This window comes from Pseudoalteromonas sp. Ld19 (assembly GCF_045064135.1).
GTDB classification, from domain to species: Bacteria; Pseudomonadota; Gammaproteobacteria; order Enterobacterales; family Alteromonadaceae; genus Pseudoalteromonas; species Pseudoalteromonas aliena.
The window spans coordinates 1-1,637 of record NZ_JBISHA010000007.1; the positions used below are offsets into that span (position 1 = coordinate 1).

The 1,637-nt window shown below is 39.3% G+C and carries 1 protein-coding gene; it reads left to right on the forward strand.

What is annotated here, in order from left to right; translation table 11 throughout:
- The first annotated feature begins 52 nt into the window (after positions 1-52).
- Positions 53-1,599, forward strand: a protein-coding gene (locus tag ACJJVZ_RS00040; RefSeq protein WP_405621553.1) for an IS3 family transposase whose coding sequence is annotated in 2 segments (ribosomal slippage) — positions 53-512 and positions 512-1,599 — 1,548 coding nt in all. Because the reading frame shifts where the segments join, the coding sequence is not laid out codon by codon here.
- The last annotated feature ends 38 nt before the right edge of the window (positions 1,600-1,637 follow it).

The following is a 1,637-nucleotide window of genomic DNA, read 5'->3' on the forward strand; positions in this document are numbered from 1 at the left end:
CCCCCTGTGTCAGGATAGTTGTCGCTTCTAACTTTTAATAGAGGCAGATAAAATGAGACGTCGATTTACACAAGAATTTAAAGTTCAAGCTGTTGAAAAAGCATTATCTCAATGTGATGATGTTCGCTTAGAAGATGTTGCGCTTGATTTAGGTATCGGTTATTCAACCTTGCAACGATGGATCGCGCTTGCTAAAAACCATGAACTTGAAACTAAAAATAATGGTAGTCACATGACAACAGAAAAACGCCCTCATGACTGGAGCTTAGAAGAAAGGCTTAACGCCATTATTGAATCTGCTAGTTTAGATGAAGCTGCTCTTAACGAATATTGCCGTGCTAAGGGGCTTTACCCACATCATATCAAAAAATGGAAGCACGATTTTGCTAAAGGGCCTTTAACGAAGGCCGTAAAATCAGACAGTAAACAGCTCAAACAAGAAATTAAGCAGCTTCAAAAAGAGCTTAATCGTAAAGACAAAGCGTTAGCAGAAACAGCCGCTTTACTTGTGCTCAAAAAAAAAGCAGATGCGCTTTGGGGCTTCAACGAGGACGATTAACCAACTCAACTGAACGTCATAAATTGATAAAGCTCATTACAGACGCGCAAAAATCAGGGGCAAGACAAGAAAAAGCATGTGAGTTACTGGGTCTAACGGCAAGAACAATTCAACGCTGGATTGAAGCTGATGATATGACAGATAAGCGAACGAGTACGATAAAAAAACCACCTAACAGGCTAACTGAATTAGAGCAACAGCGTATAATTAAGACTGTTAATTCAATAGAATACGGACATTTGCCACCCAGCAAGATAGTGCCTAAACTATTGGATAAAGGTGTATGGATAGCCTCAGAAAGCTCGTTTTATCGCGTTATGAAATCACATAAATTATTAACACACAGAGAAAAAGTTAAACCAAATAAAAAGATAAAAAAGCCAAAAGCACTCAAGGCAACACGTGTAAACGAAATTTATACATGGGATATTACCTATTTGCCAACAGCTATTAAAGGTCAGTTTTTATACTTATATTTAGTGATGGATATTTATAGTCGAAAAATAGTTGGTTGGCAGGTTTATGACACACAGCTAAGTACACTGGCAGCTGATTTAATGGTAGATATTTGCAGACGAGAGCAGGTAAAGCCAGCGCAAGTCACATTGCACTCGGATAATGGCAGTCCAATGAAAGGGGCAACGTTATTAGCGACATTGCAGGAGTTAGGTATTGTTCCTTCATTTAGCCGACCGTCTGTGAGTAATGATAACCCTTATTCTGAATCGCTATTTAAGACGTTAAAGTATCGTCCAGAATACCCTGAGAAAGCCTTTGAAGATATCGCGAGCGCAAGGAAATGGGTTAACGGATTTGTAGATTGGTACAACGATGAGCACTTGCACAGCGGTATTAAATTTGTCACGCCAAACCAGCGCCATTTAGGATTAGATAAAGCGATACTAGCGAAACGTCATCGGGTAAATGAAATGGCGAAATTACAGAATCCAAGTCGTTGGTCAGGAAAGTCTAGAGATTGGACAATGATCAATGAAGTAAATTTGAATCCAGAGAAAAAAGAAGAAGTGCGGGCGGCATAAAATTTAACTTGATGCGACAACTAACTTGAAAAACTCCG